The sequence below is a fragment of the Bradyrhizobium sp. USDA3010 genome, from assembly GCF_056429065.1.
On the sequence record NZ_JBWJZD010000010.1, the window covers coordinates 155,406 to 172,380 of the forward strand.

14 protein-coding genes are annotated in these 16,975 nt (G+C 65.5%); 5 read left to right on the forward strand and 9 right to left on the reverse strand.

Going from position 1 to position 16,975, the window contains the following annotated elements; all coding sequences use genetic code 11:
- The first annotated feature begins 7 nt into the window (after positions 1-7).
- From AC066Y_RS18055 to AC066Y_RS18065, 3 genes are read left to right on the forward strand one after another with little or no spacing between them, the layout of a single operon-like run.
- Positions 8-1,615 (forward strand): amino acid adenylation domain-containing protein, encoded by a 1,608-nt coding sequence (locus AC066Y_RS18055; protein ID WP_478275047.1) that lies wholly within the window; start codon positions 8-10, stop codon positions 1,613-1,615.
- Complete coding sequence (locus tag AC066Y_RS18060; protein WP_478275048.1) at positions 1,612-1,929, forward strand: hypothetical protein; 318 nt, start codon at positions 1,612-1,614, stop codon at positions 1,927-1,929. Before AC066Y_RS18055 ends, AC066Y_RS18060 begins: the two co-directional genes overlap by 4 nt.
- A 10-nt stretch (positions 1,930-1,939) precedes the next feature.
- Complete coding sequence (locus AC066Y_RS18065; protein ID WP_478275049.1) at positions 1,940-3,187, forward strand: hypothetical protein; 1,248 nt, start codon at positions 1,940-1,942, stop codon at positions 3,185-3,187.
- Positions 3,188-3,239: 52 nt separating this feature from the next.
- Here the strand turns inward: AC066Y_RS18065 and AC066Y_RS18070 are convergent, their stop codons facing one another.
- The 8 genes from AC066Y_RS18070 to AC066Y_RS18105 all read right to left on the reverse strand — a co-directional run bounded on the left by AC066Y_RS18070 (position 3,240) and on the right by AC066Y_RS18105 (position 12,395).
- Positions 3,240-4,322: an isocitrate/isopropylmalate dehydrogenase family protein gene (locus AC066Y_RS18070; protein WP_478275050.1), complete on the reverse strand. Its 1,083-nt coding sequence runs from the start codon at positions 4,320-4,322 to the stop codon at positions 3,240-3,242.
- Positions 4,323-4,433: 111 nt separating this feature from the next.
- Positions 4,434-5,504, reverse strand: coding sequence for an alcohol dehydrogenase (locus AC066Y_RS18075; RefSeq protein WP_478275051.1), 1,071 nt, complete (start codon positions 5,502-5,504; stop codon positions 4,434-4,436).
- Between the two features lie 141 nt (positions 5,505-5,645).
- Positions 5,646-6,614, reverse strand: a complete 969-nt coding sequence (locus tag AC066Y_RS18080) for an ABC transporter ATP-binding protein (protein WP_478275052.1) — start codon at positions 6,612-6,614, stop codon at positions 5,646-5,648.
- Positions 6,611-7,597 (reverse strand): ABC transporter ATP-binding protein, encoded by a 987-nt coding sequence (locus AC066Y_RS18085; RefSeq protein WP_478275053.1) that lies wholly within the window; start codon positions 7,595-7,597, stop codon positions 6,611-6,613. The genes AC066Y_RS18080 and AC066Y_RS18085 overlap by 4 nt, the downstream gene beginning before the upstream one ends.
- The gene (locus tag AC066Y_RS18090) at positions 7,594-8,463 is read right to left on the reverse strand and encodes an ABC transporter permease (RefSeq protein WP_478275054.1); all 870 of its coding nucleotides are present in this window, start codon (positions 8,461-8,463) and stop codon (positions 7,594-7,596) included. The genes AC066Y_RS18085 and AC066Y_RS18090 overlap by 4 nt, the downstream gene beginning before the upstream one ends.
- Entirely contained in the window at positions 8,450-9,400 is a 951-nt protein-coding gene (locus AC066Y_RS18095) for an ABC transporter permease (RefSeq protein WP_478275055.1), read from the reverse strand. The genes AC066Y_RS18090 and AC066Y_RS18095 overlap by 14 nt, the downstream gene beginning before the upstream one ends.
- Positions 9,401-9,406: 6 nt before the next feature.
- The gene (locus AC066Y_RS18100) at positions 9,407-10,948 is read right to left on the reverse strand and encodes an ABC transporter substrate-binding protein (protein ID WP_478275056.1); all 1,542 of its coding nucleotides are present in this window, start codon (positions 10,946-10,948) and stop codon (positions 9,407-9,409) included.
- A gap of 235 nt (positions 10,949-11,183) precedes the next feature.
- On the reverse strand, positions 11,184-12,395 hold the full coding sequence (locus AC066Y_RS18105) for a CaiB/BaiF CoA transferase family protein (protein WP_478275057.1): 1,212 nt from the start codon (positions 12,393-12,395) through the stop codon (positions 11,184-11,186).
- Between the two features lie 175 nt (positions 12,396-12,570).
- Between AC066Y_RS18105 and glgA the strand changes: the two genes are divergently transcribed.
- Together glgA and AC066Y_RS18115 are read left to right on the forward strand one after the other, a co-directional pair.
- On the forward strand, positions 12,571-13,998 hold the full coding sequence (glgA, locus tag AC066Y_RS18110) for a glycogen synthase GlgA (protein WP_478275058.1): 1,428 nt from the start codon (positions 12,571-12,573) through the stop codon (positions 13,996-13,998).
- Between the two features lie 181 nt (positions 13,999-14,179).
- Positions 14,180-15,238: a class I SAM-dependent methyltransferase gene (locus AC066Y_RS18115; RefSeq protein ID WP_478275059.1), complete on the forward strand. Its 1,059-nt coding sequence runs from the start codon at positions 14,180-14,182 to the stop codon at positions 15,236-15,238.
- An 80-nt stretch (positions 15,239-15,318) separates the two neighbouring features.
- On the opposite strand, the gene AC066Y_RS18120 is transcribed toward AC066Y_RS18115, so the two are convergent.
- Complete coding sequence (locus AC066Y_RS18120; RefSeq protein ID WP_478275060.1) at positions 15,319-16,863, reverse strand: L,D-transpeptidase family protein; 1,545 nt, start codon at positions 16,861-16,863, stop codon at positions 15,319-15,321.
- Positions 16,864-16,975: the final 112 nt, after the last annotated feature.

Consider the following 16,975-nt stretch of genomic DNA (forward strand, 5'->3'; position numbering starts at 1 on the left):
TTGTTCGATGGAGTTGCGCGCGGACGGATCAAGGCGGGGATTGTGGACGGGCTTCCTGCGCTCGGCGAAGCTGTTTCCCTACCGTCCTGCCGTCGTGGCGCAGGGCACGTCGCTGTCGTATCGGCAGCTTCGCGAGGTCGCCGTCCGCATCGCAGCCTGCATCCAGGCGCATCGCGAAGGGTCGTCGACGCCCCTGACCGCCGTGTTCGCGCATCGCAGCGCGACCGCGTTCGCCGGCGTGCTCGGATCGCTTCTGGCCGGAAACGGCTACGTGCCGCTGAACCGCAGCTTCCCGGTCGAGCGCACCAGGTCGATGTTCGTCCGCTCGGAGTGCCGATCGATCATCGTCGACGCGGAATCCTTGCCGCAAATGAACGCGCTCATGGCGGGCGTGAACGAACCGCTGCTCGTGATCGCGCCCGGTCTCGAGGATCCTCGCCCCTATCGCGAACGATGGCCGCGGCACGCCGTCGTCGGAGCCGCCGATCTCGAATGCTACACCGACTGGCGCGAGCCGGACGCGCGCGAGGACGCGATCGCCTATCTGCTGTTCACCTCCGGCAGCACCGGCATGCCGAAGGGAGTAATGGTCGCGCACCGCAACGTCGCAGCCTACGTCGACCATGCTGCGGAGCGCTTCGCCATCACGGAGCTGGACACCGTCTCGCAGACGTTCGACATGACGTTCGACCTGTCGGCATCCGACATGTTCGTGGCGTGGGAACGCGGCGCCTGCGTGTGCTGCCCCTCGCAGAAGACGCTGATCAATCCTGGGCGGTTCATCCGCGACCAGGGGCTGACGGTCTGGTTCTCCGTGCCCTCGATGGTCGCGCTGATGAAGCAGTCCGGCCTTTTGAAGCCGGGAGGGTTTCCCTCGCTCAGGCTGAGCCTGTTCTGCGGCGAGCCGCTGCCCGTCGCTAGCGTCGCGGCCTGGGCGATGGCCGCGCCGAACAGCGTCGTGGAGAACCTCTACGGACCGACCGAGCTGACCATCGCATGCACCGGCTACCGGTGGGATCCGAAGCGGGCGCCACTCGAAGCGGAGGTGGGCATCGTGCCGATCGGCGCGCCATTCCCGGGAATGAACGTGCTCATCGTCGACGAGCACCTGAACGAGGTCGGGCCGGGCGCGGACGGCGAACTGCTGATGAGCGGTCCGCAGATGTCGCTTGGCTATTGGAAGGATCCCGAGAAGACCGCCGCAGCCTTCGTCGTTCCGCCCGGACGGCAGGAGATGTTCTACCGCACCGGCGACCGCGTGCGCCGGCCCGCCGGCGATGGTCCCCTGACCCATCTCGGCCGCATGGATTCCCAGGTGAAGATCCTCGGCCACAGGGTGGAGCTCGGCGAGGTCGAAGCCGTGGTGCGCGAGGCCTCGGGCGTCGACGGCGTCGTGGCGATCGGTTGGCCCGTCACGTCGAGCGGCTATGGCGGCATCGAAGTGCTCATCGAAGGCGGGCCGGTTGATCTCGACCGGCTTCGCGCGGCGGTCGCCGCCCGGCTGCCGGACTACATGGTCCCGAGACGATGGCACGTCCGCAGCCGGCTGCCGCGCAACGCCAACGGAAAATACGACCGCAAGGCCATGCCGGCGGTTTTGGGAGATAGCCAATGAGCGGTCCGACCACGGACGACGTCCGCGCGTTCTTCGGAGCCTTTCTCAACCGGAAGCTCCAGGACCGCGGACAGCGTCCGCTACGCGATCTCCCCGACGACTACGACCTGCTGCTGTCGGGCGCGCTCGATTCGCTCGCCTTCGTCGAGATGATGATGGCGGTGGGCGAGCACTTCGACGGGGAGATCGATTTCGAGAACCTCGATCCAGAACGGATGACGCTGATCGGCCCCCTGTGCCTGTTCGTGTCCGAGCAATTGACGCAGCCTCGGTGGCGAAATGGCGCCACCGGGTCGTCGCCGCCATTCGGCTAGGGAGGGATTGATGGCGGGAACCCGTGCGCCGGCGCAAATTCAGGCACGCTCCAAGTATCACGCCGCCGATATCCTGCTCCGACTCCTGAAAAGCCGGCGCCGTCCTGCGTCCGCTCAAGCCGAAGCGGCACCGCTCTCCGGAATCGCGTTGGCGCCGGCGAAGCAGCGGGAGGTCCGGTTTGCGGATTTCGAAAGCGTCGCGAGGCTGAAGGAACGCGGGGGACTTGCGAAAGACAGCCCGGAGAACTGGGATCGGCTCTGGCGACAAAATCCCGCGATGGCAGCCGCCAAATCGCAACCCAGCATGGGGTGGGTGCTGGAGACCGCGCAGGGAATCGTCGGGTACCAGGGAAACATTCCCGTGCTCTACCAGCTCGAAAGCCGAACGATATTCGCCGCGACAGCAGCTGGCCTCGTGATCGAGCCGGCGTACCGCACCCGATGCATCGGCCTGCTGGCTTCGTTCTTCCGGCAGCGAGATATCGATCTCTTCGTGATCACGCACTCGACAGCATCGGTGGTCAATCAATCAAAAGCCCTTCATGCGAGGTCGTTGCCTGACCCCGACTACGACAAGATCTTGTTCTGGATCCTGGATGTCCGTCAGTTTGCGCGGGTGCTCGCAGCGAAGCTCGACGTCGGGAGCGGAATGGAGTCTGTCGGAGCTTTCCTTGCCGCGTCGGCCATGCGTTTGGATTCGCTCCGCCGCGGACCACGGGGCCGTCTGACCGGCAGAGTAACGGAAATCGATGTGAAGGACATCGGGGACGAATTCGAAGCGCTGTGGCGACGCAAATTGGGCGAGGCCCCTCGGTTGCTGGCCGACCGAAGTCCCGCCTCTCTCCGGTGGCACTTCACGCTCCCTGGGAGCTCTTCGACGGTTGCCGTGCTTTGCCACCATCGATTCCAGCGCCTGGCGGGGTATGCCGTCGTGCTGCATGCGGTCGACCGCGAGACAGGTTTGCGACGGTCGATGCTCGCCGACATCCTGGTGGAGCAGGACGACCCCGACGTGAGCGAAGCGCTGCTCGAGGCGGCCTATGCGAACGCGGTCGCTTCGGGCGGTCATCTGTTCGAGGTGGTCGGCGTGTCCAGACATATCAGGCGGATCATGATGAGATGGAACCCTTACGTCAGGACCTACCCGACCGATCCGCTCATCTACAAGACGACGGACGAGGCCCTGGCCCGCACCCTCGCGGACGAGAACGCCTGGTACGCCGGCCCATTCGACGGCGACGCAACGCTGCTGCCGTAACGGCTCCGGTCGGCCAGCGCGGCGAAAGGAGGCGGGCTCGGTCTCGTCGCCGTCAAAGCGCCGCCAGCACGGCCTTCGCGATATCGGCGGTACCGTTGCTGCCGCCAAATTCGAACGGCTTGATGCCGCCGGCATAGACCTTGTCGACGGCCCGCTCGATGCTTTCGGCAGCTTCAGCGGCGCTGTCGAGAGAGTGCTTGTCGGCGAGCCAGTCCAGCATCATCGCAGCCGACAGGATCATCGCGGTCGGGTTGGCCTTGCCCTGTCCCATGATGTCCGGCGCCGTGCCATGACACGGCTGAAACACCGCGTAGCGGTCACCGATATCGGCCGACGGCGCCATGCCCATGCCGCCGATCAGGCCGGCGGTAAGGTCGGACAGGATGTCGCCGAACATGTTCTCGGTCACCATGACGTCGAAGTCCCAGGGGCGCTTCACCAGCGCGGCCGCAGCCGCGTCGATGTAGAGATGGTCAGCCCTGACGTCGGGATGACGCTGCGCGGTCTCGTCGAAGATGCTGCGGAAGAACGCGAACGCCTTGAACACGTTCGCCTTGTCGACGCAGGTCAGCCCGCCGCCGACGCGGCCGCGCGCCTTGCGGCGTTCGGCAAGCCGGAACGAGAACTCGAACAGCCGCTCGGAAGTCCGGCGCGTGATCACCATGGTCTCGCGCGCCTCGCTGTCGGTGACGACGCCCTTGCCCATCGAGGCGAACAGGCCCTCGGTCGATTCCCGGATCACGACAAGGTCGATGCCCTTCTGATCGGCACCGACGATCGTGCTCGGCACCCCCGGGATCAATCGCGCCGGCCGCACTCCTGCGTAGAGATCGAAGATCATCCGCAACTCGATCTGCGGCGCGATCTCGGTGTTGTCGGGGTAGCGCACCGACGGCAGGCCGCAGGCCCCGAGCAGGATCGCGTCGGCCTCCTCGCACAGCCGAATCGTGCTCTCCGGCATCGACTTGCCAGTTTGCTTGTAATGGCCGGCGCCAGCCGGCGCCTCGGTGAAGCGGAATTTGAGGCCGGACGACGCCTCGATCCTGCGCAGCACTTCGAGCGCCGGCGCCATCACCTCGGGACCGATGCCATCGCCACCGAGAACTGCGATGTGGAGTGCGTCGTTGGCGGACATGGGGACTCCCGAAAGATGATCGTCATTCCTGGGCAATGCGGGCATCGAACCCGGAATCTCGAGATTCCCGGTCTGGTGCTGGCGCACCATCCCGGAAGGACGGTGACTGATCTATGGCATCAGCACGGCGCGGCCGACCAGCTGGCCCTTCTGCAGATTGGTCAGCGCCTCGTTCGCCTTTGCCAGCGGCATCGGCGTGACCGGGATCGCCGGGATCTTCTTGGTCCGGACGAGGTCGAGCAGCTCCTGCGTCTCGCGCAGATTGCCGACATAGCTGCCCTGGATGGTGACCGCCTTGATCGGGATCAGCGGCAGCGCCCAGGTCGCGCCGCCGCCGAACAGGCCGACGATCACGAGCTTGCCGCCCTTGGTCAGGCAATCGAAGCCGAGTTGCGAGGTCTGGGCGTTGCCGACCAGGTCGATCGCGGCGCGGATCGGCTGCCCCGCTTTCTTGATGAGCTGCTCCAGCGCGTCGGGCGCCTTGCCGTCGACGGTCGCGAGCGCACCGGCAGCTTCCGCAGCCTCACGCTTCCTGGCGTCGATGTCGACCACGATCGCGCCCTTGCCGCCCATCGCCTTCAACAGCGAGAGCGCCATCAGGCCGAGCCCGCCGGCGCCGAAGATCACGATCGGCGTGTCGAGATCCTTCTCGACCTTCTTCAGCGCACTGTAGGTCGTGACGCCAGAGCAGGCGTAAGGCGCGGCCGTGACGGGATCGAGGCCCTTGAGGTCGAGCAGATATTTCGGATGCGGCACCGTCATGTGATCGGCATAACCGCCGTCGCAATAGACGCCGAGCGCATTCGGCTTGATCGCGCACATGTTCTCGTCGCCGCCAATGCAGGTCGGGCATTTGCCGCAGCCGAGCCACGGATAGGCCAGCGTGACATCGCCGACCTTGAGGGCGCCCTTATCGGCGTCCTTCACATCCGGCCCGAAGGCGACGATTTCGCCGACCGTCTCATGGCCCATCGTGCGCGGCAGCGAGACGCCGCGGTCCTTCAGCGACAGCGGTTTGCGGCCATGGCCGAGATCGTAGCCGCCCTCCCAGATGTGCAGATCGCTGTGGCAGACGCCGGCGGCCTTGACCTTGATCAGCACCTGCGTGCCCGACGGCTGCGGCGTCGGCTGATCGACCTCTTTCAAGGGGGCGTTGAAATCGACGACCTGGAAACTCTTCATCGCTGTTCTCCCGAAACTTGTTCTTGAGGCGGACCTTGCCACGCCTGCCCGCCCGGGACAAACGCTCAAGACCCCATTTTCGAGCAAGCCGCCATGCAGCTCGCTCGAATGCCAACGCGTCACTGTTCAGAGGGTGACTATTCAGATCAGCGGATGATGGCAAGCCGCGAACTGGCCGGGCGCAACCAGACGCAGTTCCGGCGCCTCGCTGGCACAGCGCGCATCGGCCCGCGGGCAGCGGGTGCGGAAGCGACAGCCCGACGGCGGCGCGATCGGCGACGGCGGCTCGCCGACCGGCACGCTCTGGGTCGGCCGGACATCCGGATCCGGCACCGGGATCGCTTCGATGAGCAGCGCGGTATAAGGATGCGCCGGCCGTATAAACAGCTGCTCCGACGGACCAACCTCGCAGAGCCGGCCGAGATACATCACCGCGACGCGATCCGAGACCGCCTTCACCACGGCGAGGTCGTGGGCGATGAACAGCAGGGTCAGGCCGTAACGAGCCTTCATCTCCTCCAGCAGATTGAGGATCTGCGCACGGATCGAGACATCGAGCGCAGACACCGGCTCGTCGCAGATCACGAATTCCGGATTGAGCACCAGCGAACGGGCGATGCAGATGCGCTGACATTGTCCGCCGGAGAATTCGTGCGGCAGCCGTCCGCTTACCAGCGCCGGATCGAGGCCGACCGCCGACAGCGCCTCGCTGACGCGCCGCCGGCGTTCCTCGGGATCCTTGACGCCCGCGATCACCAGCGGCTCGGCGACGATGTCGCCGATCCGCCGCCGCGGATTGAGCGAGGCGATCGGGTCCTGAAAGATCAGCTGCACGCGCCGGCGCATCTTGCGCAGCGCCTCGCCCTTCAGGGTGGTGAGGTCGTGGCCGTCGAACAGCACCTTGCCGGAGACGGCCTGGCCCAATTGCAGCACGGCACGGCCGAGCGTGGACTTGCCGCAGCCGGATTCGCCGACCAGCCCCAGCGTCTCGCCGCGCGCGATCTCGAGGCTGACATCGGAGACGGCATGGATGGTCTTGCCCCCCACCGAATACTCGACGACGAGGTTTTCCACTTTCATCAGCGGATTGGATGCGGCCTGCAACATCATGCGCCACGTCCCGCCGCGATCGGATGGAAGCAGGCATAGAGATGCTCTAATGTCTCCGCCGGACTGAGCTGCGGCTTCTCCGTGCTGCAGCGCCCGGCCGAATAGCGGCAGCGCGGCGAGAACGAGCAGCCCTTCAGCGGCCGGGTCGGATCGGGCGGCCGCCCCGAAATCGCCGGCAACGGCGTATGCGGCGGCACGTCGAGCTTCGGCAGCGCGGCGAGCAGCGCCTCGGTGTAGGGCATCCGCATCTGCTTGAACAAGGCCGGCGTCGGCGCGCGCTCGACGACGCGCCCCGCATACATCACCGCGACCTCGTCGGTACGGCCGGCGACCACGCCGAGGTCATGCGTGATGATGATCATCGCCATATGACGGCGCTGCTGCTCGCGTGCCAAGAGATCGAGGATCTGCGCCTGGATCGTGACGTCGAGCGCGGTGGTCGGCTCGTCGGCGATCAGGAGCTTCGGCTCGCAGGACAGCGCCACCGCGATCGCGACGCGCTGGCGCATGCCGCCGGACAGCTGATGCGGATATTGCGTCAGCCGCTGCTCGGGCGCCGGAATGCCGACCGCCGTCAGCAGTTCGATGCTGCGCTGCCTGGTCTGGGCCAGATCGAGCTCGAGATGTTCCTGGATGGTCTCGATCAGCTGGGTGCCGATGGTCAGCACCGGATTGAGCGAGGTCATGGGATCCTGGAACACGACGGCGAGCGAGCGGCCGCGCAGCTTGCGCAATTTCTCCGCCGACAGCGTCGTGAGATCCTGCCCGTCGAACATCACGTGGCCGGACAACTTGGCCTTCTTGGGCAGCAGCTGCAGGACGGCCCGCGACAGCATGGTCTTGCCGCAGCCGGATTCGCCGACGATGCCGAGCGTCTTGCCCGCGCCGACGGCGAGATCGACATGATCGACCGCCCGCAGATTGCCGCGCGGCGTCGGCAGGTCGACCACCGCGTCCTCGACCGACAGCAGCGCACCGCTCATAGCGCACCCTGCCTCGGGTCGGTCAGCGCGCGCATCGTGTCGCCGATCAGGTTGAACGAGAGCACGGTCAGGAACATCGCAATCGCCGGAATGAAGGCGAGCTGCGGCGCCACCTCGAGGCTTTCGCGCCCCTCCCCGATCATGCTGCCCCAACTCGAGATCGGCGGCGGCACGCCGAGGCCGAGGAAGGACAGCGAGCCCTCGACCACGATGGTGACGGCGACGCCGAGCAGGAAGAAGGCGATGAGTGGCAACAGCACGTTGGGCAGCAGTTCGCGCAGCAGGATGCGTGCATGGGTAGCGCCGAGCGCCTGCGCCGCGATGACGAATTCGCGCCGTGCCAGCGTCAGCGTCGACGCCCGCGCCACCCGCATGAAGGCCGGGATGCCGAGCACACCGAGGATGCAGGTCAGGTTGAAGATCGACTGGCCGAGAAAGGCGGTGACCGCAAGCGCCAGGATCAGCGGCGGAAATGCCAGCAGCACGTCCATGCCGCCGACCACGAAGGATTCGAAACGGCCGCGGAAATAGCCGGCGAGGATACCGAGCGCGCCGCCGATGGTGACACCGATCATAGGTGCGCAGAGGCCGACGATCAGCGAGATGCGGGCGCCATAGATCAGCCGCGACAATTCATCCCGGCCGAGGCCGTCGGTGCCGAGCCAGTGCTCGGCCGAAACCGGCGCCCGCCGCTCCAGCATGTCCATGTCGGTCGGGCTCGGCAGCGGCAGCAGGTCCGCAAGGATCGCGACCGCAAATACCACGACGGTCCATCCGATGGCGAGCCAGAACAGCGTGCCAACCCGGCGCTTGCGCCGCGCCGGTGCGGCACTGCTCTCGTCGAGGCTGAGCTCAAGCGTGGCCATGGCGGATCCTCGGATCGAGTAAGGCATAGAGCAGATCGACGATGAAGTTCATGATGACGAAGCCCGCGCCGACCAGCAGCACGACACCCTGCAGGATGATGAGGTCGCGGGTCAGGATCGCGCCGACCAGGAGACGGCCGATGCCGGGCAGCGCGAAGATCGTCTCGACGATCACGGCGCCGCCGATCAGGCGGCCGATATTGATGCCGGTGATGGTGACGAGTGTCAGCGACGACGGCTTCAGTGCATGCACGAACAGGATGCGCGACGGCTTCAGGCCCTTGGCCTTGGCGAGCGCGATATAGTCCTCCTGGAGCGCAGCGATCATGTCGGAGCGCAGCACGCGCATGATGCCCGGCCATTCCGCAAGCCCGAGCGTCAGCGCCGGCAGCACCATGAAGCGCAGATTGGCGACCGGGTCCTCGGTAAACGGCACATAGCCGGTCGCCGGCAGCCAGCGCAGCTCGACCGCAAACAAATAAATCAAGAGGATCGCGGACAGGAAGGTCGGCACCGACAGCAATCCGAAGGCCGAGCCGGTCATGAAGCGGTCGAACGCGGAGCCCGCCTTGGCGGCGCAGGCGATCGCCAGCGGCACGCCGATCGCAAGCCCGATCAGCTCGGCGAAGATCATCAGCTCGAACGAGACCGGCACGCGCTCGCTGACCGCCTGCCACACGGTCTGCCCGGTGCGGAACGACCGTCCGAAATCACCCTGCAGGATGTGCCACAGCCAGCCGAGATAGCGCAGCCAGATCGGCTGATCGAGACCCAGGTCGTGACGCAGCGCCGCGACATTCTCCGGCGTCGCCTGGTCGCCGAGGATCACGTAGGCGAGATCGCCGGGCAGCAGCGAGGCGATCACGAAGGTCAGGACCGAAACCGCGATCAGCACCGGTACAAGGTACAGGAGCCGGCGCGCGACGAAGAACAGCATGAAAGGCTATTCCTTCCAGGCGTAGGAGACGTCGAGCACCCCGTTGAACATCTTTGGCACGCCCTTCACCTTCGTGCTCGAGATCGCGTAGTAGGTGTTCTGGAAGGTCCAGAACCAGATCGCCTCCTTGTTGATCAGGCGGCTGATCGCGCAATAATCGTCGGTACGCTGGGCGACGTCGGCGGTGGTCCGTGCATGCTCCAGCAGCCGGTCGAGCTCCGGATTGGAATAGTTCGCCAGCGCCACCGGACTGCCCGTGTGGAAATTGGCGTACATCTGCGGGTCGGGATCGGCGAGATCGACGATGCGCCACGGCGTGAGCTGGAACTGGCGCATGAAGGCGCGCGGCGGAATGGTCGCCTGATCGACCTGCTCGATCTCCATATTGGCGCCGATCCGCTTCCAGAATTGTTGCAACACCTGACCGCCTGTGCGGCCGCGCGGCGTCGCCGTGACCAGCATCTTGAACTCGACCGGCTTGCCGTAATCCTTGATCAACGCCTTGGCCTTCTCGACATCGTAGAGCAGCGCGCCGTCATCCTTGCACTTCACCCAGGAGCCGTCGCCGTAGGGATTGCTGGCCGGCCGCGCCAGACCATTGGTGATCGCCTGCGACATCTTCTCGCGGTCGAGCGCCATCACCAGCGCCTGGCGCACGCGCACGTCGTCAAACGGTGGGACCTTGGTGTTGAAGGCGGCGACTGCGGCCCCGGAGCCTTGATAGGTATGCACGGTCAGACTCGCGTCCTTGCGCGCCTTGATAATATTGTCGGCGTCGGCCTCGTCGTCCCAGATGATGTCGGCCTCGCCGGATTGCAGCGAGGCGAAGCGCGACTGCGCATCCGGCAGCGGCTTCAGGATGACGCGATCGAGATAGGGCTTGCCCTTATCCCAATAGTCCGGGTTCTTCTCCAGCACCATGCGGTCGCCGGCGTTCCAGGATTTCAAGATGTAGGGACCGGTACCGACCGGGTTGCGATTGTAATCATCGCCCTTGGTCTTCCACGCGGTCGGCGACTGCATCACGTTGTTGGAGCTCTGGATCGATTGCGTCGCCGGGAAGTTCACCGCCGGGTCGCTGAAATTGTAGCGCACCGTGAGGTCATCGACGACGTCCACGCTCTTGATGCTGGTAATGTAGAAGGCGCAGCGGCACTTGTTGGCCGGATCCTTCTGGCGGTCGAAATTCTCCTTCACCGCCTGCGCATTGAACGGCGTGCCGTCGTGGAATTTGACGCCGGGCCGCAGCTTGATGGTCCAGGTCTTGAAGTCCTCGGAATGCTCCCACGACAGCGCGAGCTTCGGCTTCGGCTCGCCCTTCTCGTCGAGCGTCATCAGCGTGTCGAAGATCGAGGCTGCCGCAGTGTTGGCCGATGTATCGTAGACGCCGACCTTGAGCGGGTCGAAGCCCGGAATGTCCAGCTCCTGGCCGACGGTGAGCGTTCCGCCCTGCTTCTGCGCATGGGCCGGTGCAGCGAACGCCGCTGCGCCTAATCCCGCCACAAGAAATATGCGCGCAACTGCGTGCGCGCGCCCGGCCAGCTTCATCGATGCTCCCTCCCAGGTGGCGACGTCCGGTGTTCCGGATCGTCGTACGTTGGCAGGCAGCTTGTCCGGAATCGCCGCGCGCGACAAGACCGTAAAACGGATGAAAAGCCGCAGCTCGATCACGATGCGATCACGTGGACCCGCATCATGATCTCGTCCAGCTGTTTGAGCACGATCCTTCCGGAAAGCGGCATCCCCTTTGCGCCAACTCGGCCCTCCGGGTCCGGATCATGCTCTAGCTGCGCGCCGTCTTTGCCGGTTGCGATGCAAAGCCAGCGATCTGGTCGTCGGAGAGCCCGATCTCCTTCAGATAAGACAGCGTGTGCTCGCCGAGCGTCGACATCCGCCTGGCCGCACCGACCGCAGCACCGGACATCCGGAACGGCAGATTGAGCACCTTGAAGCTGCCACCGCCGTCCTCAACCTCGGCCAGTGCACCGCGATGGGCGATTTGCGGATCGGCGAGCGCCTCGCGCACGGTGCGATAGGCCGACGACGGCACGCCATATTCATTGAGCGCGGCAAGACAGGCCTGCGTGCTGACCGAACGCGACCACGCCTCGACGCCCTCCATCAGATCAGCCCAATTCTCCCGCCGATCGGAATATTTGGCGAAGCGCGGATCGGACACCCATTCAGGCCGGCCGATCACCTGCATCAGGTTCTGGAACGTCTTCTCGCTGGCGATCGCCACCATCACGTAGCCGTCGGTGGTTTCGATCGGGCCGAACATCGGCCGCTGGGTTTGCTTCACCTCGAATTGCGACCACTGCAACTCGTTCAGGGTCAGGCTCAGCATCGATTCCAGCATCGAGACGTCGATGTGCTGGCCCTTGCCTCTGGCACCGCGCTGATAGAGCGCCGCCGAGATCGCGCCGAAGGCATAGACCCCGGTCAACACGTCGGCGTGATAGATGCCGCAATAATCCGGCCGGCTGCGGCCCGGCTGGTAGGCGAGATGCGCCATCTCGTAGCCTGAAGCGGCATGGATCACCGGCGCATAGGCCGGCAATTCCGCCGATGGGCCGGTCTGGCCGTAGCCGGAGATCGAGCAGAAGATCAGCTTCGGATTGATGTCGCGGATCGAGGCATAGTCGAGCTTGAGCCGGCGCATCACGCCGGGGCGGAAATTCTCCACCAGCACGTCCGCGGTCGCGATCAGCCGGTGCACGGCTTCGACGCCGGCCGGCGACTTCAGGTCGAGCACGAGGCTGTTCTTGCCGATATTGAGCTGGCCGAACGCCGTCGAGCAATGGTTGCGCACCGGCGGCCGCGTCCGCATCGTCTCGCCCTCGGCGGGCTCGATCTTGATCACCTCCGCACCCATGTCGGCGAGCATCCGCGTGCAATGAGGTCCGGCGATCGTGGTCGAAAAATCGAGCACGCGAAGGCCGTCAAAGCTCCGTGTCAAATTCCCCTCATCGTCAGCGGCTATTGTCGTGGCCAAGGCTTCCTCCAGCTTCGTCGTTTCCGTTGTTCGGCGTCGCGAGACCCTAAAGTGAGCCGCCCTGACAGGAAAGCGTCTCGTCCAGACCGGGACCCGGGCCGTCTTGCATTTTACTCAAAGGCAGATTGGACCCGATCTTGCATAGCCTTGTCACGGGCGGGAACGAGGGCGCTTGTTGAAGGTCTTATTCGTCACGACGGAGATGGACGATTTCGTCCGCGTGGGCGGGCTCGGCGCCGTTTCCGCTGCACTTCCCCGGGCGCTCCGCTCCTGGAGCGACGTCAGGATCATACTTCCCGGCTACCGGGACGTGGTCGAACAGTTCACTCATATTGAAATCGTTGGACAATGCGAGGCCCTCGCCGAGATGCCGGCCTGCACGCTCGGGCGCGCATCGACCAAAGACGGGCTGCCGGTCTACGTGCTGTTGTGTCCGCAGCTCTACGACCGGCCGGGCAATCCCTATGGCGACGAGTCCGGCCGCGACTGGCCCGACAACGACATCCGCTTCGGCCGCTTTGCCTCCGCCGCTGCCGAACTTGCAGCCGGAACGCTGGACAAGAATTGGGCAGCGGACCTCGTTCACGCCAACGACTGGCAGGCCGCGCTCGCACCCGCCTACCTCGCATGGCGCGAGGCGCGGATTCCATCGATCCTGACCATCCACAATCTCGCCTATCAGGGCCTGTTTCCGCGGGACTCGCTGCGGCGGATCGGCGCACCGGAAAGCTCATTCCACATCGACGGGCTGGAGTTCTACGACAAGCTGTCCTTCCTCAAAGGAGGCCTCGTCTACGCCTCGCATCTGACCACGGTCAGCGCGACCTATGCGAGGGAGATCACCACCGCCGAGCTCGGCTGCGGGCTGGAGGGCCTGCTGCGCGTCCGCTCCGACGCCGAGCAGCTGACCGGCATCCTCAACGGCATCGACGAGAGCTGGGACCCGCGCCACTGCGCACAGCTCGCGCAGCCGTTCGGCGCCGGCGACTGGAAGGGCAAGCAGGCCAACGCCGACTATGTCCGCCGGCAGTTCGGCCTTGCGGTCTCGCGCGGGCCGATCTTCGGCCTGGTTGCGCGGCTCGTGCATCAGAAGGGCGTCGACCTCGTGCTGTCGGCCGCCGACGAGATCATCAGGGACGGCGGACAGATCGTCGTCACCGGCAGCGGCGAGCCGGCGATCGAGGACGCACTGGTGGCCGCGCATCGGCGCCGGCCCGACGCGATCGGCGTCATCATCGGCTTCAGTGATGCGCAGGCGCGCCGGATCTTCGCCGGCAGCGATTTCACCTTGATGCCGTCGCGCTTCGAACCCTGCGGCCTCAGCCAGATGTATGCGCAGCGCTTCGGCTCGCTGCCGATCGGCCACCAGACCGGCGGGCTCGCGGAGACCATCGCCGACGGCGAGACCGGCTTCCTGTTCGCGCAGCCATCGGCGGAATCCTTCCTCGGCGGCGTCAGGCGCGCCTTCGACGCCTATCGCGCCAAGGATCGCCTCAATGCCATGCGCGCCAGCGCGATGGCCAAGTCCTACAGCTGGGACCTGTCGGCCGCCTGCTACGGCGCGCTGTACAAGAGGCTGATCATGCCGCAGACGGCGGCATAGGCCGCCTGCCTCGCAGGTTTGAGAGGTCGGGCCGCTCCGGCGTCCCAAGTAACAATCGGGTCATTTCAGCGAACCTTTCATGCGATCAAGTCGCCCCATGGCTACCTGCCCGGACGACGGCGCATATGTGTCATTGCCACTGACGGACTTTTGGCAAAACCGATTGCGATGGAGGAACATCATGGACGTCAACGAGGAGCGTCTTAATTCATTCATGGGAAAGATGATTGGCGATGTCGGCGCGGCGATGAACGCCTCGCTGATGCTGCTGGGCGACAAGCTCGGGCTCTACAAGGCTCTCGCGCAGCAAGGACCGATGAATGCAGCGGCGCTGGCCAAGGCAACAGGAACAGCCGGACGCTACGTTCAGGAGTGGCTCTCCGCGCAGGCCGCTTCCGGTTACGTCGAGTACGACAGCGCAACCGGAAAATTCTCGATGCTGCCCGAGCAGGCGCTCGCGCTCGCCGACGAGGAGAGCCCGGTCTTCCTCGGCGCCGTGGGAAGCCTGGTCGGCGCGACATTTCTCGACGAGCCGAAAATTACCGACGCGTTCAAGACCGGCAAGGGCGTCGGCTGGAACAAGCGCAGCGAGTGCCTGTTCTGCGGCACGGCGCGGTTCTTCCGCACCAGCTACAAGCACTATCTGGTGCAGGAATGGCTGCCGGCGCTCGAGGGCGTCGTCGACAAGCTGAAGAAGGGCGCTGTCGTCGCCGACGTCGGCTGCGGCCACGGCGTCTCGACCCGGTTGATGGCGGAGGCGTTTCCGAAGTCAACCTTCTTCGGCTTCGACTATCATGACGGCTCGATCCAGGCGGCGCGGATGGCTGCGAAGGAGGCGGGATTGTCGGACCGCGTTCATTTCCAGACGCACTCGGCCAAGGACTTCCCTGCCAATCGCTACGACCTGGTGTGCTTCTTCGATTGTCTGCACGACATGGGCGACCCGGTCGGCGCGCTCAAGCACACCCGCTCCACCCTCGCCGACGACGGCACCTGCCTGCTGATCGAGCCGTTCGCCAACGACCGGCTGGAGGACAACCTCAATCCGATCGGGCGCGTCTACTACGCAGCGTCGACGATGATCTGCACGCCGGCGTCGCTGGACCAGGAGGTCGGGCTTGCACTCGGCGCGCAGGCCGGCGAGACCAGGCTGCGTGAGGTGGCGCGCCAGGGTGGCTTCTCACGCTTCCGCCGCGCGGCGGAAACGCCGTTCAACCTGATCCTGGAAGCTCGCCCGTAACAGCGCTCACGCGATCGGACGGCGGTGTCACGCCGCCGTCCGACGCTCAGAGTGCTGTCTGATCCAGCGGCAGCGCCCTGCTACCAGTCCTGTTGCGATTGCCAGTAGTACTGGCCGCCGCGCCGGCGCGGATTGGCGGATTGAGGATTGCCATAATACGGGGAGCCGTACTGGGTCGGCGCCTGAGGATTGCCGTATTGGGGATAGCCGTATTGGGTGCCGGACTGGGGATTCCAGCTGCGCTGAGAGAAGAAGCCGAAACTGTCTCCGTCCCCGCTCGCAACCATGTCGTCGGTTTCCATCAGCCGGGTCGGTTTGCGTGTGATGAAACCACCCTGGGGCTGGTTGCTCAGCACGGCGACGAACTCGGTGCGGTAGTTGGTCTCGGCGCTCAGCGGCTCGTCCGAGATGATAATCGACGAGCGCGGCACGGCAGTGGGCGCGATGCGATCCAGCACATCTTGCGGGATGGTGACGCGGTCGAGCGCGTTCTTGGCGTTGTCACCGTCGTCGATCGTCACCTCGGTCCAGCGCAGGCCGGTGTCGTTGCGCGCCATCGCCGTGAAGATATGCGTGCCGATCGGCTGGTCCGGATCGCGAATGGTGACGGGAACCTCGATGCTTGAGTCGAACACCTCGCCACCGTCAGCCCATGGCTTATGGGTGTTGCGCCGGACGTAAAGTTTCTGCGTCGCGCGGCTGATGTAGACAGAGACCGGCTCGAGCGCGAGCTTCGCCTCGGTCGCAGCCTTCTGGGTGTCGGCCTTCTTGGTCTCGGCCGCCTTGGCGGCGTCCTTTGCGGCCGCTGCGGCGTCGAGCTTCGGCTTGGCGTCGCCTTGGGCCGCCTCGAACTGCGTCGTCGCTTCCGCGGCCTTGGCGGCGGCCTTCTGCTTCAGATCCTCGGCGCGCGCCTTGGCCTGATCGGTCTTGGCATTGGCGAGCATCTTGTCGGCGAACGCAAGCTCGGCGTCGGCACGGGTCTTGGCCTTTTCCAGCTTGCGCAACGATGCCGGCGTGAACAGTGCAGCTTCCTTGGTCGCGGCCACGGACGCCTTCTTTGCCTCGTCGGCCACCTTGGCGGCATCCGCAGCTTCGCGGGACAACGTCTCAGCACGCGCCGGAGCAGCCGCGATGGCCTGGGCGTTCGGCACGAACAGCGCGGGGTGGGTGAAATCGACCGGCGTCGGGTCGTTCGGCGCGATGATCACACGCATCCCGATTCGCGTCCTGTCGAACAGCTTCTCGGCGAAGTCGTAGGGCATCCGCACGCAGCCGTGCGAGGCCGCATAGCCGGGCAGCGGGCCGCCATGCAGCGCGATGCCGTTCCAGGTGATGCGCTGCATGTTCGGCATCCAGGCATCGTCATAAAGCGTCGAGTGGTGGTCCTTGTCCTTCTCGATCAGCGCAAAGACCCCGGCCGGGGTCTCGCGTCCCTTGACGCCGCTCGACACCGGCGCGCGGTAGATCCAGCCGTCGGCGTCGTAGAAGGTCACCTTCTGGGCCTTGATCGACACGATCGCCATGATCGGCTCGCCCGCGGCGCGCGGCGCGGTCGCCTCGACCGTTTCCGCAGGGCGCTGCTGCTTTGCCGCAACGCCGCCGGTCAATGACGCTAGTGTGACCATCGCCGCGAAAGTCACAAAGGCGGGAGGGCCCCAACGCCGCATTGCTCGGGTGATTTGCGCCGTCGTCGTTCGATTTACCATGCCATTCCTCGGTCGAAATGCCTGCCCGCGC

Coding starts and splice junctions, on each gene's coding strand:
- AC066Y_RS18095 (WP_478275055.1), bottom strand. CDS start 9,400: ATGCTGTTCTTCGTCGCGCGCCGGCTCCTGTACCTTGTACCGGTGCTG.
- AC066Y_RS18060 (WP_478275048.1), top strand. CDS start 1,612: ATGAGCGGTCCGACCACGGACGACGTCCGCGCGTTCTTCGGAGCCTTT.
- AC066Y_RS18065 (WP_478275049.1), top strand. CDS start 1,940: ATGGCGGGAACCCGTGCGCCGGCGCAAATTCAGGCACGCTCCAAGTAT.
- AC066Y_RS18055 (WP_478275047.1), top strand. CDS start 8: ATGGAGTTGCGCGCGGACGGATCAAGGCGGGGATTGTGGACGGGCTTC.
- AC066Y_RS18100 (WP_478275056.1), bottom strand. CDS start 10,948: ATGAAGCTGGCCGGGCGCGCGCACGCAGTTGCGCGCATATTTCTTGTG.
- AC066Y_RS18070 (WP_478275050.1), bottom strand. CDS start 4,322: ATGTCCGCCAACGACGCACTCCACATCGCAGTTCTCGGTGGCGATGGC.
- AC066Y_RS18115 (WP_478275059.1), top strand. CDS start 14,180: ATGGACGTCAACGAGGAGCGTCTTAATTCATTCATGGGAAAGATGATT.
- AC066Y_RS18120 (WP_478275060.1), bottom strand. CDS start 16,863: ATGGTCACACTAGCGTCATTGACCGGCGGCGTTGCGGCAAAGCAGCAG.
- AC066Y_RS18080 (WP_478275052.1), bottom strand. CDS start 6,614: ATGATGTTGCAGGCCGCATCCAATCCGCTGATGAAAGTGGAAAACCTC.
- AC066Y_RS18090 (WP_478275054.1), bottom strand. CDS start 8,463: ATGGCCACGCTTGAGCTCAGCCTCGACGAGAGCAGTGCCGCACCGGCG.
- AC066Y_RS18085 (WP_478275053.1), bottom strand. CDS start 7,597: ATGAGCGGTGCGCTGCTGTCGGTCGAGGACGCGGTGGTCGACCTGCCG.
- AC066Y_RS18075 (WP_478275051.1), bottom strand. CDS start 5,504: ATGAAGAGTTTCCAGGTCGTCGATTTCAACGCCCCCTTGAAAGAGGTC.